Source organism: Kribbella sp. NPDC000426, from assembly GCF_040300265.1.
Taxonomy (GTDB): domain Bacteria; phylum Actinomycetota; class Actinomycetes; order Propionibacteriales; family Kribbellaceae; genus Kribbella.
Genome location: NZ_JBEPDK010000003.1, coordinates 509115 through 533657, shown reverse-complemented (window position 1 = coordinate 533657; position 24543 = coordinate 509115). Strand labels below are relative to the sequence as shown.

Sequence of the window (24543 nt, the reverse complement as noted above, 5' to 3'; positions counted from 1 at the left end):
CGTACCTCTCACGCTCGAGTGTCATAAACGTCGAGGCGGCCGCACATGCCGTGCAGGCCGGACTCAGTAGGTGCAGGAAGTTGGTGCAGCTCAGCTGTCTCCAGGTGCGGCGCGGTACCGGCCTCCAGGGCGTCCAGTGCGGCCGCGGTCTCGTCGGCGAGGCGGCGCGGACCGTGCTCCCACCGCTTCCGCCAGTCCGCGAGCTGCGGCTGCACGATCCGGATCGCGGCCGCGTAGAAGTCGTCCAGCGCGGACGGCCCGTCCGCCTCGTACCGTTCCCGCAGTACGCCGTACCCCTGCACGGCCAGCTCGCGCCGAGCCATCGCCGACTCCGTCCGCGCCTCGTCGGTGAGTGCGGTCGCGGCCAAGTACGTCTCCCGGTCGGCCAGGTACTCCGGCGGCAGCGTCATCACGGCATCGCCGGCTTCAGGCAGACCGGAGTTCGACATCAGCGCGAGAATCTCGAGCCCGCCGCGATTGACGAGCCGGTGGATCATCCCCGGCCCGAACCAGACCACGGCACCCGCCTGCAGCGGGGTCTCGCTGTAGCCCTTCGTGGACAGCGTTTGTACGGCGCCGTCGCCCGCGAGCACGTAGTACCCCTCGGAGCAGGCCAGGTGAACATGCGGCGTACCGCCGACCACGCCGTCGGAGGCCTCGGCGTCGTACACCGTCAGCTTCGAGATACCGATCCCGCCCGGCAGCGGCATGGCCGGCCCGAACTCGACCTCACACACGCACGCCTCCCTCCTGAGCCTGCCTGGGAAAGGGCTTTCCACAGCCTGTGCCCGTAACCATAGGTGCGGCAATACAGCCAGTCAACCTGCAATGGAAAGCGATCTCCGCCACGCACGCCCGGTGACAGCGAGTTACCTGCGGCCGCGGGCGGCAGTGGACGTATGCGTCCTGTCGAGATGTCGTTAGAGCGCAGAAGCGCGGACGCTCGCGACGGCCGCGGACCAGGCGGCGCGAAGCTCGGCCCGAGTGACGGCGTCGAGCCTGGGCTCGAACGTCCGGTACGAGCGTCGCGCGGCCCAGCCGGTCGTCGTACCCAAGGTTGTCCATGCGAGTTCGGCGGCGCCGAGGGCGGAGACTTCTGGTACGTCGGCGGCCGCGACTGGGTGGCCGAGGAGGTTGGCCTGGGTTTGCATCAGGAGGTCGGAGGCGGTTGCGCCGCCGTCGGCGTTCAGGCTCTTTACCGGGGCGGGGATGGTGTCGGTGATGTCGCAGATCTGGTGGGCGACGGCGTCGACGGCTGCTCGGGCGATGTGGGCGCGGGTCGTCGAGCTGTTCATGCCGGTCAGCGCTGCCCGCGCCTCGCGGTCCCAGTGTGGTGCGCCCAAACCGGCAAAGGCCGGCACTAGTACGACGCCTTCCGCCGATGGCACGGTCGCGGCGAGATCGACGAGGGCGCCGACGTCGGGCAGACCGAGGAGATCGGCCGTCCAGGCGAGTGCCGCGCCCGATGACACGATGTTTCCCTCGAGCGCGTAGACCGGTCGATCGGTTAGCCACGCCAGCGTGCAGCCGGTCTCGACGAAGCCGTCGACCGGCGTCATCACCGACGACCCGGTGCCGTACGTCGCCTTCACCATCCCGGCTCGCGTGCAGCCCTGTCCGTACATCGCCGCATGCGAATCCGCGAGTACGGCGATGATCGGAACCCCGTCCGGCAGACCCGGCACGCCGGCGGTCACGCCGAAACCCGCATCGGACCGCCGTACGTCGGGCAACACCGCCCGCGGTACGCCGAACGCGTCGAGCAACTCCGGCGACCAGTCCAGCTCCCGTACGTCGAAAAGCAAGGTCCGCGAGGCGTTCCCGGCCTCGATCAGATGCTCACGGCAACCAGTCAGGCGATGGATCAGCCACGAGTCGACGGTGCCGAGGAGGGCGTCGGACTGATCGAGGAGCCAGCGCATCTTCGGTGCCGAGAACATCGCATCCACCCGGAGCCCGGTCCGTCGACGGACCAGATCGTCAACGGTGGAAGGGAGTTGGGCACACCAGGCGGCGGTACGGGCGTCCTGCCAGCCCAGGACCGGGCCGACCGGCTGCCCTGACCGGCTCCAGCCGACCACGGACTCGCGCTGAGTCGAGAGCGCAATCCCGACAAGCTCGACGGCGGAGGCCGCGGGAACGGGGGCGCCGGAGGTCGCCGAGGTTGCGCGGGCCAGGCAGGTTGCGATCGCCGTTAGCACGCTCTGCCAGAGATCGTCCGCGTCCTGCTCGACCCAGCCCGGACGGGGTGTGGACAGTCCGACCGGCGCGGAGCCGGTCGCGAGTACGCGGCCGTCGGCGCTCACGAGCACCGCCTTGGAGTTGGTCGTGCCCTGGTCGATCGCGAGTACCGCCTGGACCATCCGTCCCTCCAACTTTCAACCGAGCTCTTGACGGGACTCTAGCGTCGTGGTGACACTCATGGCGACAGCTTATGCACTACTGAATATCTATTCGTAGACCGAAGGGAAGGGAGCGCGAGTGAAGCCGAGCAGACGCCGGGTGATCATCAACACCGATGCCAAGAACGAGGCCGACGACCAGTTCGCGATCGTGCACGGGCTGTTGTCGCCGACCTTCGACATCCGCGGCCTGATTCCCGCGCACTTCGGCACCCACCGGTCGGACCGGAGCATGGCGGAGTCCCGCGAGGAGATCGACCTGCTGCTGGACCTGCTCGACCTGACCGGCAAGGTCCCGGTGGCGAACGGCGCGACCACCGGCATCCCGGACGAGCAGACCCCGCTCGAGTCGCCAGGCGCGCAGCTGATCATCGACGAATCGAAGCTGGCCGGCGAGAACGACCCGCTGTTCGTCTCGTTCCTCGGCCCGCTCACCGACATGGCGTCGGCGATCCTGCTCGACCCGGCGATCGTGCAGCGGAACGTGATCGTGGTCTGGATCGGCGGCCGCGGCTACAACGGCTACGCGGCCGATCACCGGATGGAGTTCAACCTCTCGAACGACATCCACGCCGCCAACGTCGTGTTCGGCTCGGGCATCACCGTCTGGCAGGTCACCAGTGACGTCTACACGAAGGTGTCGGTCAGCTACGCGGAGCTCGAGGAGAAGATCGGCGACGCCGGCCCGCTCGGCAGGTACCTGATCGACCAGTTGGTCGAGTGGAACGCGACGTACCACGGCGAGCCGATCGAGTCCCGCTCCCTCGGCGACTCGCCCGCGATCTCCCTGATGCTCTACCCGCACAGCGGCAACTTCCGGACCCGTCCGGCGCCGCGCTTCGGTGTCGACGGCTGGTACCTGCCCGGCACCGACAACCCCATCCAGGTCTGCGAGCAGGTCGACGTGCGCTTCCTGCTCGAGGACATGTTCGCCAAGATCCGCCGCTTCGCCCGCCAAAGGAGTGCCCAATGATCACCCGTAGAGGATTCCTGGGGTTCACGTCCGCCGCCGCACTCGGCGCCGGTCTGTCCGCCTGCACCGGCGGTGGTACGTCGACGGGCGGGGGAGCCACGCAGGCGGCGTCGAACAACCTGCGCCTGTTCACCTACGAGGACGACTCGACGATCGGCCTGCTCAAGGCCCAGGTGAAGAAGTTCGACGAGCAGAACGGTACGACGACCACCGTCGACAGCCTGCCCGGCTCCGGCGCGGCCGTGTACCCGGACAAGCTGCGGACCGAGCTGCTCGGCGGCAAGGGTCCCGACGTCTGGCGGATCTGGGGCGGACAGATCGGCAGCCCGTTCGCGAAGGCGAAGCAGGCGCTGGACCTGAGCAAGTACTACGACAAGTACGGCTGGGACTCGAAGATCAACACCACCGCGATCGGCGGGATGACGTTCGACGGCGTGAAGTCCGGCGTACCGTTCCTCTCGCTCGGGATCGGTGCCTGGTACAACAAGTCGCTGTTCGCCAAGGCCGGCGTGAGCGCGCCGCCGACGACGTACGCCGAGCTCGAGGCCGTGAACGACAAACTGGTGGCTGTCGGTGTCACGCCGTGTGGGCTGGGCGGCAAGTACGGGTGGGACATCATGCGGCTGTTCGAGTACCTGCTCGAGCACACCGCCGGCCCGGATCTGCACGACAAGCTGCTGACCGGCGCCGAGAGCTGGGACCGGCCCGAGGTGGTCGAGGCGTTCACGCTGTTCAAGAAGTGGCAGGACAAGAAGTGGCTGCCGCAGGGTGCGCTCGCCCTCGACCCGGCCGATGTCGAGCCGTGGTACGTCCAGGGCAAGACGGCGTACACGATCACCGGACCATGGACCGAGGCGGCGGCGATCCTGGCCGCGAAGAAGAGTTCGTCCGCGTTCGGCACCTTCGAGCTGCCGACCGACAAGTCGCCGGCCCGGCACTCGGGCTTCGTCGAGGGCTACATGATCAACGCCAAGTCCGGGAACGCGGACAAGGCCGCGGCGCTGATCGACTTCATCGTCCAGCCCGCCACCCAGAAGGCGATGAACATCACCGCTTCCACGGTCAAGGGCGCCGAGCCCGACCCGAAGACGCTGCCGCTGGCAGCGGAGTGGTCGCAGAAGTACGGGAGCAACCCGTTCTACACGATCCAGGACCAGGCGTTCCCGAAGAAGCAGGCCGACCAGTACTTCAGCGTGCAGAGCGACCTGCTGCAGGGCAAGGTCGCCCCGGACGCGGCGTCGAAGAAGATGCAGGAGATCATCTCCGCCTGGGCGAAGAGCTAGCCGATGGCAACGACAGTCGCTGTTGCCAAGCAGCCCAAACGCGGCGGCCGCTGGTCCCCGTGGTTGTTCGCCCTGCCCGCGCTGCTGGTGTACGTCGCGTTCCTGGTCTACCCGGCGGTGTCGTCGCTGTGGTTCAGTCTGACCAACTGGGACGGCCTGAGCGCGACGTACAAGTTCGTTGGCCTGGACAACTACTTCAAGCTGCCGCACGACCCGGTCGTGGTGACGGCGGTCCGGAACAACCTGATCTGGACCGTCGTCACGATCGCGGTGCCGACAGTCATCGGCCTGCTGCTGGCGATCGCGCTGAACGGCAAGGTGCACGGGAAGCCGATCCTGCGGCTGATCTTCTACACCCCCGCGGTGCTGCCGCTCGTGTCGATCGCGAGCATCTGGGGCTGGCTGTACAACCCGCAGTACGGCGCGATCAACTCGTTCCTGCGCCTGCTGGGGCTGGACGGGCTGGCGCAGCCGTGGCTCGGACAGGACTCGACCGCGTTGTGGGCCGTGATGATCCCGGCGATCTGGTTGCGGACCGGCTTCCCGATGCTGCTCTACCTGGCTGCCCTGCAGGGGATCCCGAACGAGCTGTACGAGGCCGCGACCGTCGACGGTGCGACGAAGTGGCAGCAGTTCTGGCACGTGACGATGCCGAGCCTGCGGCCCGCGCACTACATCGTGCTGGCGCTGTCGCTGATCGACTCGTTCAAGGTCTTCGACATGATCTACGCGATGACGTACGGCGGTCCCGGTACGTCGACGCAGGTGATGGGAACGTGGATGTACTTCAACGTCTTCCAGTACTACCAGGCCGGCTACGGCACCGCGATCGCCGTCGTGATCACGCTCGTGGCCATCGCGGTCGGCATCCCGTACGTACGCTCGCAGACGAGGGAGGCATCATGACCTCGATCGCTCCTGCCCGTGTCGACCTGCCGCTCGACACGGCTGCGGACGAGCCGGTGCCGGCGCCGCCGAAGGGCCGCCGCGGCCTGGTGATCACGCTCGTGCTGGCCGTGATCGCGATCTTCTGGATCTCACCGCTCGCGCTGCTGGTGATCACCGCGGTCCGTCCGCTCGCGGACTTCATCGGCAACGGCCCGCTGTCGTGGCCGGACCAGCTGACCTGGAAGAACTTCTCCGACGCGTGGGACATCGGCAACTTCGCCACGACGTACAAGAACAGTGCGATCCTGGCGGCGATCAAGGTGCCGCTCGGTGTGCTGGTGTCGGCGATGCTCGGGTTCGCGCTGGCCAAGCTGCGGATGAAGTTCCGCCGGACGGTGATGTTCTCGGTGTTCCTCGGGCTGACGATCCCGATCTACATCACGATCGTCCCGGTCTTCATCATGATGCGCTCGCTCGGCGCCACCGACAGCATCTTCGGGCTGATCGGGCCGTACCTGGCCTTCGGCATCCCGTTCGAGGTGCTGGTGCTGCAGTCGTTCTTCCGGCAGATCCCGGACGAGATCATCGAGGCCGCGAAGGTCGACGGCGCCGGCGACTGGCGGGTGTTCTTCACGATGATCCTGCCGCTGTCGGTGCCGGCGCTCGTGACGGTCGCGATCCTCGACGCGGTCGCGACCTGGAACGAGTTCCTGTTCGCGCTGATCCTGCTGAACTCCGACGCGCACAAGACGATCCCGGTCGGGCTGCTGAACTTCCAGGGCCAGTTCGCCAACAACAACACCGGGCTCGCGGCGGGCATCCTGATCGCAGTGGTGCCGATCCTGATCGCCTACACCCTGCTCCAGCGCTGGATCGTCGGCGGTCTGACCGCCGGCTCCCTCAAAGGATAGGAACACGATATGACTGACATGCCGGTCTTCGGCGCGGGTATCTGGCACTTCGCCACCTACAAGGACCGCTACGCCACCGACGGGTACGGCGATCCCGTCACCCTGCTCGAGCAGATCGACCGCGCCGGCGCCGTCGGCGACCTGTCCGTGGTCGACCTGAACTGGCCGTTCGCCGGGTACGACGGCACGCTCGACGAGGTGAAGGCCGCGCTGCAACGCAACAACCTGAAGGCGATCGCGATCACGCCGGAGATCTACACCCGCGACTTCGTCAAGGGCTCGTTCACCAACCCCGACCCCGGCGTCCGCAAACAGGCGATGGAACTGTTGCACCAGGCAACCGAGTTGGCGAAGGACCTCGGCTGCTCGTACGTGAAGCTGTGGCCGGGACAGGACGGCTGGGACTACCCGTTCCAGGTCGACTACCACGACATCTGGAACCTCGCGCTGGACGGCCTTCGCGAACTCGTCTCGGCGCATCCCGACATCAACTTCGTGATCGAGTACAAGCCGCGCGAGCCGCGGGTGAAGATCATCTTCCCGAACGTCGCCCGGACGCTGCTCGGGATCGAGAAGATCGGCCTGCCCAACCTGGGCATCCTGCTCGACTTCGGCCACTCGCTGTACGGCCAGGAGACGCCGGCCGACGCGGCCCAGCTCGCGATCGACTACAACCGGCTGTTTGCGATCGATGTCAACGACAACATGAAGGGCTGGGACGACGACATGGTCGTCGGCTCGGTGCACCTGGTCGAGACGTTCGAGTTCTTCCACACGCTGCGGAAGAACAACTGGGAGGGCGTCTGGCAGCTGGACCAGTTCCCGTTCCGCGAGGACAGCGTCCAGGCCGCGAAGCAGGCGATCACCTTCTTGAAGGCGGTACACCATGCCCTCGACGTACTGGACGAGGACGCTCTCGCCGCCGCGCAGGCCTCGCACGACGCGCTGGCCGCGCAGAAGCTGGTGCAGAAGGTGCTGCTGAGTTCGATGGCAGAGATCGCATGACGCTGACCATCGAACACACCACCATGCCGGTGCTCGGACGGCTGCCTGCGCACAGCAGCCGGACCGAGCAGATCGCGCACATCGCCGAGGCCGCCAGGCAGATCCGGATCCAGGACCTGAAGCTGGTCCACTACGCCGGAGCCGGGCACATCGGCGGTGACTTCTCCGCGATCGACATCCTGGCCACGCTGTACGGCGCTGTGCTCGACATCTCGCCCGAGACCGTGAACGATCCCGAGCGGGACCGCTTCATCCTGAGCAAAGGGCACGTCGCCGGCGCGCTCTACACCACGCTCGCCGCGTTCGGCTTCCTGCCGGTCGAGGAGCTCGCGACGTTCCTCAAGCCGTTGTCCGCGCTGAACGGTCACCCGAACCGGACGAAGGTGGCCGGCGTCGAGGCGAACACCGGTCCGCTCGGGCACGGTCTGCCGGTCGCGGTCGGGCATGCCCTGTCGGCCAAGCTCGACGTCTCGATGCGCCGTACCTACGTGCTCGTCGGGGACGGCGAGTTGCAGGAGGGGTCGAACTGGGAGGCGATGATGGCGGCCTCGCAGTACCAGCTCGACCGGCTGACCGTGATCGTCGACCGGAACCGGCTGCAGCAGGGCGCGACCACCAAGGAGACCAACGACCTCGACCCGTTGCCGGAGAAGGCGGCCGCGTTCGGGTTCGCGGTGGTCGAGGTGAACGGTCACGATCACGGCGAGCTGCTCGACGTGCTGTCCGCCGTACCGTTCCGGCCGGGCAAGCCGACGTTCGTGATCGCCCATACCCACAAGGGGCACCCGATCTCGTTCATGAGCAACAACGTCGCCTGGCATCACCGCGTCCCCGACGACGCCGAGTTCGCGCAGGCCCTCAAGGAGCTGGCATGACTGTTCTGGAGACCCGCTCGATCGCCGACCAGCCCCGCTACGACTGCCGGGACGCGTACGTCGAGACGCTGGCGCAGCTGGCCGAGGCCGATCACCGGATCGTTGGCGTGGTCAACGACTCGGTCGGTTCCAGCAAGCTGAACAGCTTCCGCAAGGCGTTCCCGGACCGGCTGATCAACGTCGGGATCGCCGAGCAGGACATGGTCGGCGTCGCGTCCGGGCTGGCCAACGGCGGCCGGATCCCGTTCGTCTCGGCGGCGTCCTGCTTCCTCACCGCTCGCGCGCTCGAGCAGATCAAGGCCGACGTCGCGTACTCGAGCACCAACGTGAAGCTCTGCGGCATGAGCCCGGGCGTCGCGTACGGCGAACTCGGGCCGACCCACCACTCCGTCGAGGACATTGCCTGGTTGCGGGCGATCGACGGGATGCGGATCATCGTGCCGGCCGACCCGATCGAGACGGCCGCCGCGCTGCGGTGGGCGGCGGCGTCGGAGGGGCCGGTGTTCATCCGGGTCAGCCGGATGAGCGTGCCGAAGGTGTACTCGGAGGACTACGAGTTCCACCTCGGCAAGGCGATCACGGTCCGGGACGGAAACGACGTCACGGTGATCAGCAACGGTACGGTCCTGTGGCGCGCGCTGGTGGCGGCGGAGCGGCTCGCCGAAGAAGGGATCTCGGTCCGGGTGTTGTCGATGCCGACGGTGAAGCCGTTGGACACCGAAGCCGTGGTCGCGGCCGCGCGGGAGACGGCCGGCATCGTGACCGCCGAGGAGGCCGTGACCGGTGGCGGCCTCGGCGGCGCGGTCGCGGAGACCGTCGTACAGCATCATCCGGCGCGGGTGTCGATCCTCGGGTTCCCCGAGTTCGCGCCGACCGGATCGGCCGGTTATCTGCTGGACCGGTACGGGCTTTCGGCGGACGGCATCGCTGATGCCGCCCGCAAGCTCGTCAGCCCAGGTAGCTGACCAGGTCGGCGATCGAGATCATCGCGAAGTCATGAGCGTCGGCGAACGCGCGCAGGTCCGCGCCGGTCATCAGCGTGCCGTCGTCGTTCATGAGTTCGCCGATCACGCCGACCGGCGACAGGCCGGCCAGCCGGACGAGCTCGACCGTGGCCTCGGTGTGGCCCGGGCGCTGCCGTACTCCGCCGTCGACCGCGCGCAACGGAAGGATGTGACCGGGCCGGATCAGGTCCGTGGGCTGCGCCGCGGGGTCGGCCAGCACGCGGACGGTCCGCGCCCGGTCGGCCGCGGAGATGCCGGTGCCGACGCCGGTCGCCGCGTCCACGGAGATCGTGTACGCCGTCCGCAGGCTGTCCTGGTTGTCCGGGACCATCAACGGGAGCTCGAGCCGGTCCAGCAGCTCCGGCGCAGCGGGCGCGCAGACGTACCCGCTGGTGTGGCGGACGAGCAGGGCCATCAGCTCGGGCGTGGCGAGACTGGCGGCGAAGGTCAGGTCGCCCTCGTTCTCACGGTCCTCGTCGTCGACGACCACGACCGGCCGTCCGGCCGCGATCTCGGCGACGGCGCGTTCGACGGTGTCCAAGCTGATGCCTGGGCTGGTGGTGATGGTGTTCACGGTCGTTGTCCTCTCGGCAGTGCTCCGACAGCACTCCGGGGCAACGACAAACCTCACGCCTCCTGTTTTCGCGCAGGAAACGTGCGGCTGCCACGTGCGTCTTCCCATCCGGACTTTCACCGTCGGTCCCGGAGTTCCACCAGGTCAACCGCTCCTTCTTGCGAAGTCACGGGTCGCGGACTGTCACCGCCGGCTCGGAATTTCACCGACCCCAGAGCACGTGTGTCTTTCATCATCAGCTTAACGGCAACCAGCACCCCGGGAGTGTCATGTCCATCTCATCCGTCTGGCGCGAGATCGAACTGCCGGCGACCGGCGACTGGGTCGACTTCGAGCACGAGAGCGGTCTCGTACTCCGGCGGCCTACGTTCTGGGACGGTGGAGATATCTGTCGTGTCCGTTTCGCCGCACCGCTGCCCGGACGGTGGGTGTGGGCGGGTGGTCAGTTCGACGTCGAGACCGCTGACGAATCCAACCCGTTCTACCGGCATGGGTTCTGGCGGATGTCTTCCGGGGGTCGCAGCCTGGTTCACGCTGATGGGACGCCGGCGGTTCTGGTTGCCGACACTGCGTGGGCGCTTCCGTGGCGCGCTACGCCGGAGCAGGTGCGTGAGTACGCCGCCGATCGGCAGGCCAAAGGCTTCAACGCAGTCCTGCTGATGACGGTGCAGCCGGATATGCGGGCGGTCGGGCCGCGGGACCGGACGCAGGACGAAGGCTTCGACGTCGGCTTCGAGGATCTCCCCGACGGGCACATCAACCAGTTGAACGTCGAGTACTTCCAGTACCTCGACGAGCTGCTCGGCATCTTGGTCGAGCACGGGCTGGTCCCCGTGCTGCAGCCCGTCTTCCAAGGCTTCGGCTGGAAGGGACTCGACGTCGCTGGAACAGTCGTCCCACCGGAGGAGTACGCCGCCTACTGCCGCTACCTCGTGGCTCGCTATGGGGCGAGGCCGGCGATCTACCTGGTCGGCGGCGACGGCTCCGGCGAGGAACGGCAGACCGCGGCAGGTGGCGCCGAAGTACACGCCGTCGATTGCTACGAGCAGCCGACCGGCATCCACTACCGCCCGCACATCCGCGCGAACGCCCACCAGGACGCCGACTGGCTCGACTTCCAGTGGTGCCAGACCGGTCACACAGGCGAGCACGTGCCCGAGCGAGTCGCGGACATGTGGCGCAACGAGCCGGTGAAGGCGGTCGCGAACGGCGAACCGACGTACGAGCACACCGGCCGGACCGGTGTGGCCGAGGGCTGGTGGCAAGGCCACGAAGCGTGGAGCAACCTCTGCGCGGGCGGGACGATGGGTGTCGTCTACGGCGCGGGCAGTCTGTGGCAATGGCGGCTGCATCCCGACGAGCCGGGGCACTCCGAGTTCTTCCTGGCGCCGGGTGCGGGTTGGCGGGAGGCGGTCGGCTTCGAGGGTTCGGCGTACGTCGGGATGCTCGGCAAGATCCTGGCGGGCCTGCCGACCACCGATATGGCACCGGACTGGACCCGGGTGCTCTCCGGGCGGGCGCTCAGCGGCGCGGACGGGATGCTGATCGTGTACCGCGAGGACGGCGGCCCGGTGATGGTCTTCGACGACACGGTCCCGCTGGCCTACACGATCGTGGACCCGCGCGACGGCTCGATCGTCGCCGCCGGCAAGCGCGACACCTGGAACGCCCCGATCCCGGACGCCGGTGGAGCGCCACGGGTCTACCTCTGTCTGCCTGACCTATAGTCCGTATTCCTGAACGTTTCGAGGGGGTCGAGTGAACGCGAACCGCGCAGTACGCCAGCCGGGGCTGGACGAGCTGCGGCTGCTCGCGAAGGTTGCGCGGATGTATCACGAGAAGGGCATCCGTCAGCCCCAGATCGCGGCCGAGCTCAACCTGTCGCAGGCGCGGGTGTCGCGGATGCTCAAGCAGGCCGTCGATGTCGGCATCGTGCACACCGTGGTGACCATGCCGAGCGGCGTACACAGCGACCTCGAGGACGAGCTGCAGGGACGGTACGGGCTGCGCGACGCGGTCGTCGTCGACACGCTCGGCGTGGGCGACGACGTACTGCCGGCGCTCGGTTCGGGCGCGGCGGCGTACCTGGACATGACGCTCACCGGCGGGCATGTGGTCGGGATCTCGTCGTGGAGCGAGACGTTGATCAGCGCCGTCGACCGGATGCCGCGCAAGAGCGTGCCGGTGGTGGACAAGGTGGTCCAGATCGTCGGCGGTCTGGGCGACGCGGCGGTGCAGATGCAGGCCACCCGGCTGACCGCGCGGTTCGCCGAGCTGACCGGCGGGATGCCGGTCTACCTGCCGGCGCCCGGGCTGGTCGGGACCCCCGCCGTACGCCGGGCGATGATGAACGACGTGTCGGTTCGCGACGTTCTGGGCACGTGGGGACAGCTCACCGACGCCCTGGTCGGGATCGGCAGCCTCGAGCCCTCGCCGCTGCTGCAGCGCAGTGGGAACGCGGTCGCGGAGGCCGACCAGGACGAGCTGCGCCGGCTCGGTGCCGTCGGGGACGTGTGTTTCCGGTTCTTCGACGAAGAGGGAAATCTGGTGCGTTCGACGTTCGACCAGCGGGTGATCGGAGTGACGGCGAAGGAGCTGCTGGCGGTGCCGCGGCGGATCGGGGTGGCCGGCGGTGACCGCAAGTACTCCGCGATCCGGGCCGCGATGCTCGGCGGCTGGGTCAACATCCTGATCACCGACCTCGCGATGGCCCACCGGCTGCTCGAGCAGTAGATGGAGCCCGACGAGCAGCGGGAGGTCTACGCCACCATCGACCTGGCCTTGCGCGTCGGTGAGGTGCTGCTGTCCAGCGGCGCCGGTACGGCGGACGCGACCGCGACGATCCTCGGTGTCACCGCGGCCGGGGGACTGCGCGGATGCGAGGTCGACATCACGTTCACCTCGATGGCGGTGTCGTACCAGGCCGCGCCCGACGTCGCGCCCGAGACCCACATCCGCCTGGTCCGGTATCGCTCGCAGGACTTCTCCCGCCTGACCGACGTCGACCAGCTGGTACGGCGCTTCGCCCGCGGCGACGTCACCCGCGAGGAGGCGTCGCGTGAGCTGGCCAGGCTGACGTCGGCGGGTCCGCCGTACCCGCGGTGGAGCGCCGTACTCGCCTGGGGCGTGATGGCGGGCGGCGCGACGCTGCTGCTCGGTGGTGGCTGGCTGATCACGTTGGTGGCGGTGCTCACCGCGATCGTGATCGACGTCGGCAACCGCTGGTTCAACCGGCAGCGGCTGCCCGCGTTCTACCAGCAGGTCGCGGGCGCTTTCGTCGCGACCGCGGTTGCCTTGATCCTGTACGCCGTCCACGCGCCGGTGAAGCCGTCGCTGGTCGTTGCCGCAGGCATCATTATGTTGCTGGCCGGGATCGCACTCACCGGTGCCGTCCAGGACGCGATCACCGGGTACTACGTGACCGCGGCGGCCCGCAGCCTCGAAGCGATGCTGCTCACCGGCGGGATCATCGCGGGCGTCTCGCTCGGGCTCGCACTGGGGCTGAAGCTCGGGCTGCACGTCGGTATCGAGGCCGAGACGATCCAGCTCGGGAACCTGCCGGTGATGGTCCTCTCCGGCGCGGTGATGGCGGTCGCGTTCGCCTATGCGACGTACGCACCCCTGCGCGCATTGCTGCCGGTTGCCGTCATGGGCGGGCTGGGGTCGTTGGTCTTTACGCTGATGACGCGCGCGTCGTTCGGCCCCGCTTGGTCCACGGCCGCGGCGGCGTGTGTCGTCGGGCTGGGCAGCTACTCCGTCGGGCGTCGCGTCGGCGTGCCGCCGCTGGTTGTGGTCGTCGCCGGCTCGATCCCGCTGCTGCCGGGACTCACGATCTACAAAGGCCTCTACGAGTTGATGGGCCTCGGCAATTTGATCGGCATCGTCAGCCTCGGTACTGCGGTCGCCGTCGGCGTCGCGCTCGCCTCCGGTCTGATCCTGGGCGAGTATCTCGCCCAGCCGATCCGCCGCGAGGCCCGTCGCCTGGAAGACCGGCTCGCGGGCCCCCGCCTGGTAGGCCCGCGCCGCCCGGTCCGCCGGCGAACCGCCCGACCGCGCCGCCGGCGTCGCTCCGCATAACTCCTGGGCGCGGTGCGATCGTGCTGTGGTTTACTGCCGAGTGGTGCGATTCCACGGTGTGACGGTTGGACGTGGTTCCAGGCCCGTCGGCTCTGCCGCAAGGCGGAGTGACCCGGTGCGACCGGGGCCACGCGGTGATACCCCGCTTCAGCTCGGACCTCGGATGGTGGTCCCTGGCCATGAACGAATGGCGGAGAGCGAAGCATGTTCACAGGACGAATCGAGAATGTAGGCACCGTCGCCGAGATCGCCGGCGACCTGTTGCGGGTCCGGTCGGACGTCGCGGTCGCGCCGGGCGGCGCGGTCTGCCTCGACGGGATCAGGTTCACCGCGGAGCCGGGCCCGCCGGGTGAGATCAGCGTCGTCGTCACGGACGAGACCCGCCGGCGTACGACGTTCGACCGGATCTGCGGCGGTACGACGCTGCACGTCGAACTGCCGGTTGCGATCGGGGACCGGATCGACGGGCATCTGATCCAGGGCCACGTCGAGGGTGTCGGCAAGGTACTGCGCGTCGACGTCGAGCCGGCCGGTCATCGGGTGTGGATCAAGCCGCCGGAGCGACTGCTGGCGCGGTTGGTGGCGAAGACCTCGGTGGCGGTCGACGGCGTCAGCATCACCGTCGCCGAGGTGCTCAAGGACCGGTTCTCCGTCGTGCTCGTGCCGAACACGCTGACGAAGACGAAGCTCGGCGCGTTGGTCGCAGGCGATCGGGTCAACCTCGAGAGCGATCTGCTGGTGCGGATGGCGCGTGAGGGGCACGGGCCGGAGTTGCAGCGGGCAGTGGCTCAGCTGCCGTGGGCCGGGCAGCTCAGCGGCGAGGCCGGCGTACAGAAGGTGGTTGCGCAGATCGCGGCCGGTGGTGGAGTTGTCGTCTGGGATCCAACCGCCGAGGGTGAAGGCGATGTGGTCTTCGCGGGTGAGCGGTTCCGGCCGGAGGCGATGAGATTCCTACTCACACAGGCGTGTGGGCACACGACGGTCCCGTGCGCCTCCGACGTACTCGAGCGGTTGGAGATTGGGCCGATCCCCGGCAACGGCGACCGGCAGGGTACGGCGATGCATGTGCCGGTCGATCTTGCGTCGTCCGAAGGGACCGGGGTGTCCGCGGCCGACCGAGCGGCGACGATCCGCCGGCTGGCGTCGGCGGACGCCGTACCGGATGACTTCCTGCGTCCCGGGCACGTGTTCCCGCTCGCCGCGCGACCTGGGTTGCTCGCTGAGCGTCAAGGGCACACCGAGGCGACGGTCGCGTTGTGTGTTGCTGCCGGGTTGGCGCCTGTCGGCGTGTGTTGCGAGGTGATGCGAGCCGACGGGGTGATGGCTGGGGCGGCCGACCTCGAGCAGTTTGCGCTGCGGTGGGAGTTGCCGATGATCGATATCCACGATCTGGAGCGCTGGCTGTGAGCCTCTACGACAACCCCCAGTTCCTGCAGGGATATCGGCAACTGCGCCGCACCGGCCAGGGCATCAACGATGCGTTGGAGATACCGGCCATGGACGCTGCGCTCCGAGATCTGCCGGTCGAGGGAGCTCGGGTGGTGGACCTGGGGTGCGGCGAAGGTGGGCTTGCTGTTCGCCTGGCTGCTCGGGGCGCTGCGGAGGTGGTTGCCGTTGATGCGTCCGAGCAGATGCTTGCCGCCGCGGTCGCACATCCTCGCGTTCGGTATCTGCGCGCGGATGTCGCCGGCTTCGAGCTGGCGCGTGGCTCTGCGGACCTCGTGGTCAGCAGCATGGCGCTGCACTACGTCGAGGACTTCTCGGGACTGGTCGGGCGGGTGGCGCGCTGGTTGACGGCGGGTGGCGCGTTCGTGTTCACGATCGAGCATCCGGTGATGACGGCGCCGCTGGTCGCTGCGGACTGTGTGGTCGACGACTACGCCGATGAGGGGCGGCGGGAGCGGTCGTGGTTCGTGGACGGGGTGGTGAAGTACCACCGCACGATCGGTTCGATCGTCGCGAACCTCCACCGCCACGGCTTCCGTCTGGAGTCCCTCGACGAGCCGCTCCCGACCCCGGACCAGGTCGCCGCCCACCCGCACCTCGCCATCCACCGCCGCCGCCCGCCGATCCTGCTGGTCTCGGCTCGAGCTTGACGTAGGTTTATCCACCTGGGTAACTTTTACCCATGCGGATAAAACAGGCCACCGATCGCGCCCGGAGCACGGCGGCTCGCCGCGACCAGATCGTCGCGGCGACGATCACCGTGCTTGCGGAGCGCGGGTACGCGGCAACGTCGTACGACGCGATCTGCGAGGTCGCCGGCCTGAGCAGCAAGCGGCTGATCTCGTACCACTTCAGCACCAAGGACGAGCTGCTGGCGGAGGTTCTGCGCCGCGTGACCAGCGATGCGGCCGAGGCGATGCGGCCGGCGATCGAGGCCGCCGACGAGCTGCCGGCGAAGCTCGCCGCTTATATCCGATCGAATGTCGAGTTCATCGCGGCCCGGCCGGATCATGTCCGCGCGGTGCAGCAGGTCGTCTTCGGCGGCGCCCAGGTGCCGTCCGAGGAGTCCGACGGCGCGGTCGCCCGCCTGGTCGCGCTGTTCGAGGCGGGTCAGCAGACCGGCGTGTTCCGGCGATTCGACGCGTTGCTGATGGCGGTTGTCCTGCGCGCCGCGATCGATGCTGTGGCCGGCCGCCTCGTCGGTGGGGCCGACCCCGATGACTGTGCGCGGGAACTGATCGAGACCTTCAACCTGGCGACCCGACGATGACAGTGGATGCCAAGCCTGGAGCGCGCTGGGGAGCTGTACTGGCGCCGGTGCTGGTCGATTTGGTCGTGCCGCTGCTGATCTTCTACGGTCTCCGTCAGTCCGGCGTCGGAGTGGTCGGCGCGACCCTGGCCGGATCCGTGATCCCGGTCGTGCGAACGGCGTACTCGCTCGTCCGCGGCCGCAGGGTCGACTGGATGGCTGTGTTCATGATCATCGCGCTCGCGGTCGGCACGATCGCGTCGCTGGCGATGCACAGTCCGCGGATGCTGCTGGCGAAGGACGGTGTGATCACCGCGCTGTGCGGTCTGTGGATGCTCGGAACTGTTGCCCTCGGCAAACCTCTGCTGCTGTCGATCGGTCGCGGCATCGCCGAAGCCAAGCGCGGCAAGGGCGGCGGCTCGGCGTGGGCCGGGCGGTGGGACGGTGAGCCCGGGTTCCGGCACGGCATCCGACTGATCACGATCGTCTGGGGCGTTGGGCTGGTCTTCGATGCGGTTGTGCGTGTTGGGATCGCATATGCGCTGCCGCTCGACGCCGTACCCGGCGTGACGACGATCCAGTGGATCGTGCTGTTCGCGCTGCTCTACGGGTTCATGATGATCTACTCGCGCAAGCACGATCTGCTCGCATGAACGACGTTCTGGTCGTCGGGGCAGGGCCGACCGGGCTGTTGCTGGCGTCGGAGCTCGTCCTCGCGGGTGCGAACGTCGTCCTCGTGGACAAGGCTGCCGAGCGGTCGGGGCAGTCGAAGGCGTTGACGTTGCAGCCGCGGTCTGTCGAGATCCTGCATTCGCGTGGCCTCCTGGGGCCGCTGCTTGATGATGCGTCGCGGCTGCCGGCGGGGCACTTCGCGGGGTTGCCGGTTCCGCTCGACTACACCTTGCTGGACACCCGATTCCCTTACCAGCTTGGGATTCCGCAGCGGCGCGTCGAGAGCCTGTTGGAGTCTCATTTGGTTGCTCAGGGCATCGTCGTAGGGCGAGGGCTCGAGCTGACGGGCCTTCGGCAGGACTCGGCCGGCATCGTGGCGTCGTTCTCGGACGGGTCGGCGATCCGGGCGGGGTGGATCGTCGGGTGTGACGGGGCGCGGAGTGCGGTGCGGAGGCTGGCCGGGATCGGCTTTCCCGGACGCGACGGGCGGTACAGTGCGGTCGTTGCCGATGTCGTCATCTCGGGTCTCGAGGCTGGCTGGGAGTTGCCGTCACTGGTGCCGCGGGATGGTGCGGTGATGACTCTGGTGCCGCTGGAGGACGGGGTGCATCGCGCGCTGTTCACGGGCCCTGAGCAACAGGGTGTATTTCGGGGCCAGCCGGTTACCTTCGATGAGGTCGCGTCCGCGTTGCAGGCTTGGTACGGCTCGCACGTCGTACTGCGTGAGCTCCGGTACGCCTCGCGCTTCACCGACGCCGCCCGGCAGGCCGATCGGTACCGGGCCGGCCGGGTCTTCGTGGCGGGCGATGCGGCGCACATCCACTCCCCGACTGGCGGTCAGGGGATGAACCTCGGGCTGCAGGACGCGTTCAACCTCGGGTGGAAACTCGGTGCGGTTGTGCGGGGTTCGGCGGACCACGGCCTGCTGGACACCTATCACGACGAGCGGCATCCGGCCGGGAGCGCCGTACTCGCGAACACGCGGGCGCAAGGTGTGCTGATGGTGCCGGACGACGATGTCGCGTGTCTGCGCGAGACATTCGTCGACCTGCTCGCCGTACCGGAGGCGAATCGACTGCTGGCCGGCGTGATCTCGGGAATCGGGCTGGCCTATGCGGCCGGTGACCACCCGCTGGTGGGCCGGCGAATGCCGGACCTGCCGCTCCCCGACGGCACGACGCTGTCCTCACGCCTCCGCGCCGGCCGGCACGTACTACTCGAGGGCAGGGACCTCCCGGCAGCCCGGATCCTGGTAAGACCAGACGGGCACGTCCAGTGGGCAACCAACGACCCGAACGCCGAAGTGCCAGGGTTCGGGCTGAAGTGAACCGGGTTCGGGCCGAAGCGCCGGGTTCGTGAAGGGCCGGGCCGTGAAGTGCCGGGTTCGTGAAGTGCCGGGTTCGTGAAGTGCCGGGGTCAAGGCCGAGGTGCCGAGGTGCCGGGGTGCGGTGCCGGGGTGCGGTGCCGGGGTGCGGTGCCGGGGTGCGGTGCCGGGGTGCGGACTGACGTGCCGGGCTCGGGGCTGAAGTGGCGGGATTCGGGCGGTGATCACCCGCTGGTGGGCCGGCGAATGCCGGATCTCACGCTCCAGGACGGCACGGACGCTGTCCTCACGTCTCCCCGCCGGCGGCGGTACGCGCTGCTCGAGGGCCGGGACCTGCCTGCGGCCCGGATTCTGGTGAGGCCGGGCGGGTACGTGCGGTGGGCAACCGACGACGCGGAGGCCGAAGTACCGGGGTTCGGGCTGAGGTGTCGGGGGTCGGGCTGACGTGCCAAGGGTTCGGGCTGAGAGGCGGAGGTTCAGGCTGAAGAGTCGGAGTTCGTGCGTGTTTCGGACCTGCGAGTGACCATGGCGTCGACAAACCGTTAGAGTTACTGACTGGAAACATCGGCGGAACGCCAGACGGGGCCGACGAGGAGGATCGACGTGGCACTGGGTAGGACGTCCCCGCGGGATCTCCCGCTGTTCGCGGAACTGTCCGGACGGGACATCAGGGACATCTTCCGGGCCGGCGAGGAAGTCTCGGTGCCGGCCGGCTGGTCGCTGATCCTGGAACAGACCCCGCCCGACGCGGCGTACCTGATCCTGAGCGGCACGGCAGCGGTCCGCGAGAAGGGCAAGGAGATCGCCGAACTCGGCCCCGGCGACATCGCCGGCGAGATCGCGGTCCGCAAAAACACGTTGCGAACAGCAACCGTCACAGCGAAGTCGCGTCTGCAGCTCCTGCACTTCACCCGCGAAAAGTTCGACGACCTGACCCGCCGCCTCCCCGCCTTCCGAGACGCCATCGACGCCACCATCGCCGAGCGCCGCGGTGCCCACTGACCCCACCCCAGACTCCACGGCCGAGACCGAGGCTGGGGCGCCGGACCTGGCGGGGTTGGCTGGGGAGTTTGAGCGGACGTTGTTGGGTGGGGAGCGGAAGTTCACGCGGGTGGAGGTTTCTGAGCGGGCCGGGATCTCGATCCAGCGGGCTGAGCGGATGTGGCACGCGCTGGGGTTCGCGACGGTGCCGGACGACGAGGTGGCGTTCACCGACGACGACGTCGAGGCGTTGCGGCTGGTTGCGGCGCTCGAGGACGACAAGTTCATCGAGCCCGAGATGGAGTCCTCGCTCGCACGCAAGCTCGGCCAGACGCAGTCCCGGCTGGCGTCCTGGCAGTCCGCGATGTTCCTCGATTTCCTGGGGAGTGCCAAGCTGTCCGCGGACGAGGCGATCGAGGTCGCGGCACTGTTGCTGCCGGCAATGGAACGCTTGCAGACCTACGTCTGGCGCCGCCACCTGGCTGCCGCGGCGGGCCGGTCGGTGGCCGGCTCCGACGAGCTCGCGCGCGGCGTACGGGCGGTCGGGTTCGCGGACATCGTCAGCTACACCCGCTTGACCCGCCGTCTGAACGAGGCCGAGCTCGGCGAACTGATCGAGCGCTTCGAGGGTACGGCGGCCGACGTTGTCGCGCTGAACGGCGGCCGGGTGATCAAGTCGATGGGCGACGAGGTCCTCTTCGTCGCCGACACCGCCGCCCAGGGCGCGGCGGTCGCGCTCGCGCTGCAGGACGCCGTGAACGCGGACGAGGAACTCCCCGAGCTGCGGATCGGGCTCGCGTACGGCACGATCCTGATCCGCCTCGGCGACGTGTACGGCGAGGTCGTCAACCTCGCCGCTCGCCTCACCACCGAATGCAAACCCGGCCGCGTCCTCGCCGACCGCGAACTAGCCGCCGCCCTCGACGGCCACCCCGCCTACAACCTCCACCGCCTCCGCCGAGTCTCAGTCCGCGGCTACCGCCACCTGGTCCCCTACGCCCTCCAACGCGCGCACACCCCCTAACTTTCCCCCAGCCCAGCTGAGCCCAGGCCAGCCCAGGCCCTCCAGCTCCCACGGCGTCCCGGGCGGACGCCCTCCGGCACCCCCACCAACAGCCGGCCCGGGCGCACTGCGCACCTCGACAGCCCCGCGTACCAGTCGACCCCGAGCACCGCGCACAGCGCGACCCCGCGCACCGCGCCCAGCGCACAGCGCACCCCGTGCCCAGCGCACCCCGTGCCCAGCGCACCCCGTGCCCAGCGCACCCCGTGCCCAGCGCACCCCGTGCCCAGCGCACCCCGTGCATCCCCGCACCCGGGGCGACTGCGCTCCGGCGCGATTCGCGTCCCGGGTTGTCCCTCCAGGTCGTGGCACTGCTGGGGTTGGGGAGCATCCTGTGCCCGAATCGGTACAGAATGCTCCCCAACCTCGCGGGGTCGCGCGGTTGGTGATGGGTTTGGGGCGGCGCGGGGATGGTGGTTGTTTACTCGTCAACTGCATGACATACGGTTTGGTATGTGCGGGAGATCAGGACGCCGATTGACCTGTCGCTGGTGAGCGGGAGCGACTCAGTTGTTGAGTGGGCGGCGCAGGGGTTTGCTGCGGGGGTGCGGGCGTGGGGGTTGGGGGGCGCGGTAGCGGTTGCCTCGGCTGATGTGTCCAAGCATGATCGGCTCGCGGTGATTGGGCCGGTGGGGGATGCGGCGCCGCTGGTGCGGGACGTACTGCGGGAGGTCGGCCCGTCGTATCGGCCGTTCGGGGATGAGGAGTTGGTGCGGGGGCTGGCGGAGCGGGTGCCGGGGTTGGTGTTTTCGGCGTCGTTCGGGTGGATGGATGCGTCCGAGGTGCCGGATCTGACCACGACGGCTGCCTGGCTGGACGGGGACGGCGGTGTTGAAGACCTGCTCGCCGAGGCGTCGCCCAAGTCGTACGCGTGGCCGGGGCATCCCGGCGTACGGCGGTGGGCTGCCGTGACCGGGGAGCGCGGTGAGCTGCTGAGCATCGCGGCTGATGCGTGGAGTGCGCCGGAGGTTGGATTCCTGGCGGGAGTGGCGACGCATCCTGTTGCCCGGGGCAAGGGGTTGTCGCGGCAGGTGTGCGGGTTCGTGACGGCTGAGCTGGTCAAGCGGCACGGGCGGGTCGCGTTGATGGTGGACGGCGACAACGCTGCGGCGATCGCGGTCTACCGGCGACTCGGCTACACGTACCGCCGAGTCGCCGCGGCCGGGATGCGCTAGCGCGTCGGCTGCACGGTCAGGGTAGGACCCGCGGGCTTACTCGGCTTCACGGTCGGCGTCTTCCCGGGCGTCGGCGTCGGTGTCGGGCCAGCAGTCGGCGGAGGGGTCGTGCGGGTGGCGGGTGCCGGCGGTGGGACGAACGGCGCCTTGGTGGTGTCCGTGCAGTTGTCCGGCCCGCTGTCGCCGTTCTCGTCCGGTACGACGACGGCCTGCGGGAACAGGTTGCTCGTCGTGTCGCGCGACTGCGTGCCGTAGTTGGTCGCACAGTCCTGCTGCTCGAGGCTGATCGGGTTCCCGTCCTGGTCGTACAGCCGGACCGGAACCTGCTTGCCCTGGGCATCGAACGGGTAGATGTTCGTGATCGGGGTCCCGTTCAGCATCAGCCCGTTGGACGGCGGGTTGTAGTGCGACGAGCTGCCGCGATAATCGTTGTAGTTGTTGAGGAATCCGAACGACGCCCCGACGTACGCCGCCGCCAGGAACGACGGCACCACGATCGCCGCGACGACGTTGAGCGGTACGACGTACCACAGCCACCGCCGGTCCTGCTGCGTCTTCCGGCCGATCCAGATCGACACCGCCGCGCCCGCGACCGCCCCGACCACCGTCACCGACGCTGCCCCGAACAGCGCGAAGAACCCGCCCGCGCCGATCACGCCGCGAACCACCCACCACACCGGCTGCCCGATCGTCACGAGCTCGTGCCGGATGTTCGGCGGAATCTGGTCGATCCACCCGCGGATCGCCGCCGCGCCGCGCGCTCCCCGCGGGGTGTCCAGCACGATCCGCGGGTCGTGACCGCGCAACGCCTGGACGCCGAGGAACGCCGCGACGAACAGGATCCCGAGCCCGAGCAGCCCGAAGAAGGTGGTCTCGTCCCGCGACCACGCGAAGATGCCGACGGCAATGAAGAACGGTCCGCCGGTCGCCGAGATCAGCCCCCAGCGCAGAGCCTTCCAGCCGGCGTTCAGATCGTCCTGGCTGACGGGCGAGGTCCGCGGTGGATAACCGGCCGCGGTCCGCAGCTCATCGGCGTACTGCGCCGGCGTGCCGAGGCGCTGTTGCAGGTCCGCGAGCGTCGGCTCCGCGCCGAACTCCGCCGCAACCTCGGTCAGGTGACCGCTGACGTCCTGCAGCACGTCCTCCAGCTCGCCGGGCGGCAGATCGTTGAGCTGAGCCCGCACCTGGGCCAGGTAGAGCGCGACCGCTCCGGTCAGGGTGCTGTTCACGCGGCCTCCTTCTCCAGCAGCAGCACCGACATCGTGTCGGCGAAGTGGTTCCAGGTCTTCGTGGACTGGGCCAGCAGGTCGCGGCCGGTCTTGTTCAGCCCGTAGTACTTCCGGTGCGGGCCTTCCTCACTCGGCTGCACGTACGACGTCAGCGCGCCGGCCGCGAACAGCCGGCGCAGCGTCCCGTACACGGACGCGTCCGCCACGTCCTCCAGCCCGGCCGCGCGCAGCCGGCGCAGTACGTCGTACCCGTAGCCGTCGGCGTCGCGCAGTACGGCGAGCACCGCGAGATCCAGGACGCCTTTGAGCAGCTGGCTCGTATCCATCAGGTCTCCTCCACGCAGGTGTTCCGCGCAGAACAGTACTACACACTGCGGAGTACTGCGGTAACCAGTCTGATGGTTCCGCAATTTCGATCAAGTCGGCGACGGGTGGATGGGGGCACAGTGGTGGTCATGGCGGATGTGTTCGAGGAGTTCGTGGCGGTGGTGGCGGCCGGGATGGCCGGGCCCTGCGAGTCGGTGCACGGGGCCGGGCTCGCGGAGCGCGTGCACCTGTCCCGGTTCCACTTCGACCGCGTGATCGGTGCGGTGGCCGGCGAGTCGCCGTTCGCGTTCCGGCGGCGGGTGCTGCTGGAGCGGGCGGCATACCGGTTGCTGACCGAGCCGATCGCCGTACTCGATGTTGCTGTCGAGGCCGGGTACGGCTCGCACGAGGCGTTCACCCGGGCGTTCGCCAGGGCTTATGGGATGTCGCCGCGGGACTGGCGACGGGAAGCGTCGCGGGTGTTCTTCCTGACGGCGCCGAGTGGAGTGCATTTCCAGCCGCCGGCCGGGCTACGGCTGCCGGCACGTAGAAAGGTGAGAGGGATGGACGTACTGGTCAGAATGGTCGAGCATCACGTCTGGTTGACCGGCGAGATGATCGAACGCGGCGCCCGCCTGGACGCCGCCGTACTGAACCGCCCGATCGAGCTGTCCGTCGAGGGTATCGACGACGACATCTCGATCCGGTACCTGCTGGACCGGCTGGTCTGGCAGGAGGAGATGTGGCTCGCGTCCGTCGAGGACCGCCCGTTCCAGGTCCCCGAATGCGGTCGCGGGGTCACCACCCCGATCTCCGAACTCCGCACCCGCCACGCCGAAGCCGGCTCACGCTTCGTCGCGCTGGTCAACCAACTCAACGAGGACGGCCGCTTCGACGAGAGCTTCGTCGACACCACCTGCGAACCACCCCGGGTCTTCACGTACGGCGGCATGGTCGCCCACGTCCTCACCTTCGCCGCCCACCGCCGCTCCCTGCTGATCGGCGCGTTCTACTCCGCCGGCATCCAGGACCTGGGCTTCGGCGACCCGATGCAGTTCGTAGCCGAAGGCAAGTAATCCGCCCAGTCGTGGAGATCGGCTAAGAAT

The 24543-nt window shown here is 68.6% G+C and carries 25 protein-coding genes and 1 riboswitch; of the genes, 20 read left to right on the top strand and 5 right to left on the bottom strand.

Annotation, left to right across the window (positions count from 1 at the left end; all coding sequences use genetic code 11):
* Positions 1-8 precede the first annotated feature (8 nt).
* A complete protein-coding gene (locus tag ABT313_RS16295; protein WP_350853512.1) occupies positions 9-737 on the bottom strand; it encodes a cupin domain-containing protein in 729 nt (242 codons plus the stop codon).
* Positions 738-920: 183 nt separating this feature from the next.
* A complete protein-coding gene (locus ABT313_RS16290) occupies positions 921-2363 on the bottom strand; it encodes an FGGY family carbohydrate kinase (protein WP_350853509.1) in 1443 nt (480 codons plus the stop codon).
* A 118-nt stretch (positions 2364-2481) separates the two neighbouring features.
* Here ABT313_RS16290 and ABT313_RS16285 point away from each other — a divergent pair, with 118 nt between their 5' ends.
* From ABT313_RS16285 to ABT313_RS16255, 7 genes are read left to right on the top strand one after another with little or no spacing between them, the layout of a single operon-like run.
* Entirely contained in the window at positions 2482-3375 is an 894-nt protein-coding gene (locus tag ABT313_RS16285) for a nucleoside hydrolase (RefSeq protein ID WP_350853505.1), read from the top strand.
* On the top strand, positions 3372-4658 hold the full coding sequence (locus ABT313_RS16280; protein WP_350853502.1) for an ABC transporter substrate-binding protein: 1287 nt from the start codon (positions 3372-3374) through the stop codon (positions 4656-4658). The genes ABT313_RS16285 and ABT313_RS16280 overlap by 4 nt, the downstream gene beginning before the upstream one ends.
* 3 nt (positions 4659-4661) lie before the next feature.
* Positions 4662-5564: a carbohydrate ABC transporter permease gene (locus ABT313_RS16275; protein ID WP_350853499.1), complete on the top strand. Its 903-nt coding sequence runs from the start codon at positions 4662-4664 to the stop codon at positions 5562-5564.
* Positions 5561-6457: a carbohydrate ABC transporter permease gene (locus ABT313_RS16270; protein WP_350853496.1), complete on the top strand. Its 897-nt coding sequence runs from the start codon at positions 5561-5563 to the stop codon at positions 6455-6457. The genes ABT313_RS16275 and ABT313_RS16270 overlap by 4 nt, the downstream gene beginning before the upstream one ends.
* Positions 6458-6466: 9 nt before the next feature.
* Positions 6467-7462 carry a sugar phosphate isomerase/epimerase family protein gene (locus tag ABT313_RS16265; RefSeq protein WP_350853493.1) on the top strand — a complete coding sequence of 332 codons (996 nt, stop codon included), beginning with the start codon at positions 6467-6469 and terminating at the stop codon, positions 7460-7462.
* Positions 7459-8337, top strand: coding sequence for a transketolase (locus ABT313_RS16260; protein ID WP_350853490.1), 879 nt, complete (start codon positions 7459-7461; stop codon positions 8335-8337). The genes ABT313_RS16265 and ABT313_RS16260 overlap by 4 nt, the downstream gene beginning before the upstream one ends.
* Complete coding sequence (locus ABT313_RS16255; RefSeq protein WP_350853487.1) at positions 8334-9302, top strand: transketolase family protein; 969 nt, start codon at positions 8334-8336, stop codon at positions 9300-9302. The genes ABT313_RS16260 and ABT313_RS16255 overlap by 4 nt, the downstream gene beginning before the upstream one ends.
* Here ABT313_RS16255 and ribB read toward each other — a convergent pair.
* Positions 9286-9915: a 3,4-dihydroxy-2-butanone-4-phosphate synthase gene (ribB, locus tag ABT313_RS16250; protein WP_350853484.1), complete on the bottom strand. Its 630-nt coding sequence runs from the start codon at positions 9913-9915 to the stop codon at positions 9286-9288. The two genes, ABT313_RS16255 and ribB, sit on opposite strands and share 17 nt — an antisense overlap.
* Positions 9916-10005: 90 nt before the next feature.
* Positions 10006-10139: riboswitch (FMN riboswitch) on the bottom strand.
* A 45-nt stretch (positions 10140-10184) separates the two neighbouring features.
* Here ribB and ABT313_RS16245 point away from each other — a divergent pair.
* The 12 genes from ABT313_RS16245 to ABT313_RS16190 all read left to right on the top strand — a co-directional run bounded on the left by ABT313_RS16245 (position 10185) and on the right by ABT313_RS16190 (position 21902).
* Complete coding sequence (locus tag ABT313_RS16245) at positions 10185-11642, top strand: apiosidase-like domain-containing protein (protein ID WP_350853481.1); 1458 nt, start codon at positions 10185-10187, stop codon at positions 11640-11642.
* Positions 11643-11673: 31 nt separating this feature from the next.
* The gene (locus tag ABT313_RS16240) at positions 11674-12648 is read left to right on the top strand and encodes a sugar-binding transcriptional regulator (protein ID WP_350853478.1); all 975 of its coding nucleotides are present in this window, start codon (positions 11674-11676) and stop codon (positions 12646-12648) included.
* Positions 12649-13992 carry a threonine/serine exporter family protein gene (locus ABT313_RS16235; protein ID WP_350853475.1) on the top strand — a complete coding sequence of 448 codons (1344 nt, stop codon included), beginning with the start codon at positions 12649-12651 and terminating at the stop codon, positions 13990-13992.
* Between the two features lie 204 nt (positions 13993-14196).
* Positions 14197-15399: a 3,4-dihydroxy-2-butanone-4-phosphate synthase gene (locus ABT313_RS16230; RefSeq protein ID WP_350853472.1), complete on the top strand. Its 1203-nt coding sequence runs from the start codon at positions 14197-14199 to the stop codon at positions 15397-15399.
* A complete protein-coding gene (locus tag ABT313_RS16225; protein ID WP_350853469.1) occupies positions 15396-16088 on the top strand; it encodes a class I SAM-dependent methyltransferase in 693 nt (230 codons plus the stop codon). The genes ABT313_RS16230 and ABT313_RS16225 overlap by 4 nt, the downstream gene beginning before the upstream one ends.
* Positions 16089-16120: 32 nt before the next feature.
* Positions 16121-16708 carry a TetR/AcrR family transcriptional regulator gene (locus ABT313_RS16220; protein ID WP_350853466.1) on the top strand — a complete coding sequence of 196 codons (588 nt, stop codon included), beginning with the start codon at positions 16121-16123 and terminating at the stop codon, positions 16706-16708.
* Positions 16705-17340: a VC0807 family protein gene (locus ABT313_RS16215; protein WP_350853463.1), complete on the top strand. Its 636-nt coding sequence runs from the start codon at positions 16705-16707 to the stop codon at positions 17338-17340. Before ABT313_RS16220 ends, ABT313_RS16215 begins: the two co-directional genes overlap by 4 nt.
* Positions 17337-18686: an FAD-dependent monooxygenase gene (locus ABT313_RS16210; RefSeq protein WP_350853460.1), complete on the top strand. Its 1350-nt coding sequence runs from the start codon at positions 17337-17339 to the stop codon at positions 18684-18686. The genes ABT313_RS16215 and ABT313_RS16210 overlap by 4 nt, the downstream gene beginning before the upstream one ends.
* Positions 18687-18854: 168 nt before the next feature.
* Positions 18855-19127 carry a hypothetical protein gene (locus ABT313_RS16205; protein WP_350853457.1) on the top strand — a complete coding sequence of 91 codons (273 nt, stop codon included), beginning with the start codon at positions 18855-18857 and terminating at the stop codon, positions 19125-19127.
* Between the two features lie 159 nt (positions 19128-19286).
* Positions 19287-19685 (top strand): cyclic nucleotide-binding domain-containing protein, encoded by a 399-nt coding sequence (locus ABT313_RS16200; RefSeq protein ID WP_350853454.1) that lies wholly within the window; start codon positions 19287-19289, stop codon positions 19683-19685.
* A 109-nt stretch (positions 19686-19794) separates the two neighbouring features.
* A complete protein-coding gene (locus ABT313_RS16195) occupies positions 19795-20688 on the top strand; it encodes an adenylate/guanylate cyclase domain-containing protein (RefSeq protein ID WP_350853450.1) in 894 nt (297 codons plus the stop codon).
* A 632-nt stretch (positions 20689-21320) separates the two neighbouring features.
* On the top strand, positions 21321-21902 hold the full coding sequence (locus ABT313_RS16190) for a GNAT family N-acetyltransferase (RefSeq protein WP_350853447.1): 582 nt from the start codon (positions 21321-21323) through the stop codon (positions 21900-21902).
* Here the strand turns inward: ABT313_RS16190 and ABT313_RS16185 are convergent.
* Positions 21899-23131, bottom strand: coding sequence for an HAAS signaling domain-containing protein (locus ABT313_RS16185; protein ID WP_350853444.1), 1233 nt, complete (start codon positions 23129-23131; stop codon positions 21899-21901). The two genes, ABT313_RS16190 and ABT313_RS16185, sit on opposite strands and share 4 nt — an antisense overlap.
* Positions 23128-23457: a PadR family transcriptional regulator gene (locus ABT313_RS16180; RefSeq protein ID WP_130445805.1), complete on the bottom strand. Its 330-nt coding sequence runs from the start codon at positions 23455-23457 to the stop codon at positions 23128-23130. The genes ABT313_RS16185 and ABT313_RS16180 overlap by 4 nt, the downstream gene beginning before the upstream one ends.
* A 129-nt stretch (positions 23458-23586) precedes the next feature.
* Between ABT313_RS16180 and ABT313_RS16175 the strand changes: the two genes are divergently transcribed.
* Positions 23587-24513 carry a helix-turn-helix domain-containing protein gene (locus tag ABT313_RS16175; protein ID WP_350853439.1) on the top strand — a complete coding sequence of 309 codons (927 nt, stop codon included), beginning with the start codon at positions 23587-23589 and terminating at the stop codon, positions 24511-24513.
* Positions 24514-24543: the final 30 nt, after the last annotated feature.

Bases quoted from the DNA above. Each gene is read 5' to 3' on its own strand.
- ABT313_RS16215 (WP_350853463.1), top strand. From the start codon at position 16,705: ATGACAGTGGATGCCAAGCCTGGAGCGCGCTGGGGAGCTGTACTGGCG.
- ABT313_RS16210 (WP_350853460.1), top strand. From the start codon at position 17,337: ATGAACGACGTTCTGGTCGTCGGGGCAGGGCCGACCGGGCTGTTGCTG.
- ABT313_RS16265 (WP_350853493.1), top strand. From the start codon at position 6,467: ATGACTGACATGCCGGTCTTCGGCGCGGGTATCTGGCACTTCGCCACC.
- ABT313_RS16270 (WP_350853496.1), top strand. From the start codon at position 5,561: ATGACCTCGATCGCTCCTGCCCGTGTCGACCTGCCGCTCGACACGGCT.
- ABT313_RS16290 (WP_350853509.1), bottom strand. From the start codon at position 2,363: ATGGTCCAGGCGGTACTCGCGATCGACCAGGGCACGACCAACTCCAAG.
- ABT313_RS16235 (WP_350853475.1), top strand. From the start codon at position 12,649: ATGGAGCCCGACGAGCAGCGGGAGGTCTACGCCACCATCGACCTGGCC.
- ABT313_RS16180 (WP_130445805.1), bottom strand. From the start codon at position 23,457: ATGGATACGAGCCAGCTGCTCAAAGGCGTCCTGGATCTCGCGGTGCTC.
- ABT313_RS16255 (WP_350853487.1), top strand. From the start codon at position 8,334: ATGACTGTTCTGGAGACCCGCTCGATCGCCGACCAGCCCCGCTACGAC.
- ABT313_RS16245 (WP_350853481.1), top strand. From the start codon at position 10,185: ATGTCCATCTCATCCGTCTGGCGCGAGATCGAACTGCCGGCGACCGGC.
- ABT313_RS16230 (WP_350853472.1), top strand. From the start codon at position 14,197: ATGTTCACAGGACGAATCGAGAATGTAGGCACCGTCGCCGAGATCGCC.
- ABT313_RS16280 (WP_350853502.1), top strand. From the start codon at position 3,372: ATGATCACCCGTAGAGGATTCCTGGGGTTCACGTCCGCCGCCGCACTC.
- ABT313_RS16260 (WP_350853490.1), top strand. From the start codon at position 7,459: ATGACGCTGACCATCGAACACACCACCATGCCGGTGCTCGGACGGCTG.
- ABT313_RS16220 (WP_350853466.1), top strand. From the start codon at position 16,121: ATGCGGATAAAACAGGCCACCGATCGCGCCCGGAGCACGGCGGCTCGC.
- ABT313_RS16175 (WP_350853439.1), top strand. From the start codon at position 23,587: ATGGCGGATGTGTTCGAGGAGTTCGTGGCGGTGGTGGCGGCCGGGATG.
- ABT313_RS16275 (WP_350853499.1), top strand. From the start codon at position 4,662: ATGGCAACGACAGTCGCTGTTGCCAAGCAGCCCAAACGCGGCGGCCGC.